Source organism: Quadrisphaera sp. DVD1 (genome assembly GCF_058932755.1).
Window position 1 is genome coordinate 1 of sequence record NZ_JBZYWI010000271.1, and the last position, 569, is coordinate 569.

At 78.4% G+C, this 569-nt stretch carries 1 protein-coding gene; it reads right to left on the bottom strand.

Annotated elements, in window-relative coordinates; all coding sequences use genetic code 11:
- Positions 1 to 518, bottom strand: a 518-nt coding sequence (locus AC5FZL_RS16755) for a DUF222 domain-containing protein (protein WP_493620003.1), incomplete at its 3' end; no start/stop codon positions are given.
- Positions 519 to 569 lie beyond the last annotated feature (51 nt).

The following is a 569-nucleotide window of genomic DNA, read 5'->3' on the forward strand; positions in this document are numbered from 1 at the left end:
ACGGTGGACGCCGAGACGGGGGCACCGCCGTCGAGCAGCCCCGGCGCCACACCCGGACCGGTGGGGCAGCGGACGGTGTCGACGGGGACGGAGACGACCAGGCGCGGCCGTGCGGACTCGGCGGCGGTGGAGGTGGCGAGCGACTGCTCGGCGAGCTGGACGAGCGCGTCCGCGCGCCGGCGCGGCGCGGAGCGCCGGTCCGGCACCCCGCCCGTCGCGGGCAACGGCGCGGAGAGCGGATCGAGGGCCGCGGCGAGGGTCGCGCCGCCGACCGCGTCCAGGACCCCGGACAGCAGCCAGGTGCCCTCGTCGGTCTGGGTGCACCGCACCTCCCGCGCCGTGACCGTGGCGTCCTCCTCGCGGGCGAGGTTGCCACCGGCGTCCGGGGACAGGCGGTGGCGCAGCGCGCGGGCGACCTGGGCGAGGTGACGCGGGTCGAGCACGGCGGCCTGGTCGACGAGGAACCGCTCCGCCTCAGCCCGGGTGGCCGGGTCGACGGACGCGTCGAGGCGATTCATCGTCCGGTGCACCACCAGCGCGTGCTCGACCGTGAGGTCCCCGGCGGCCAG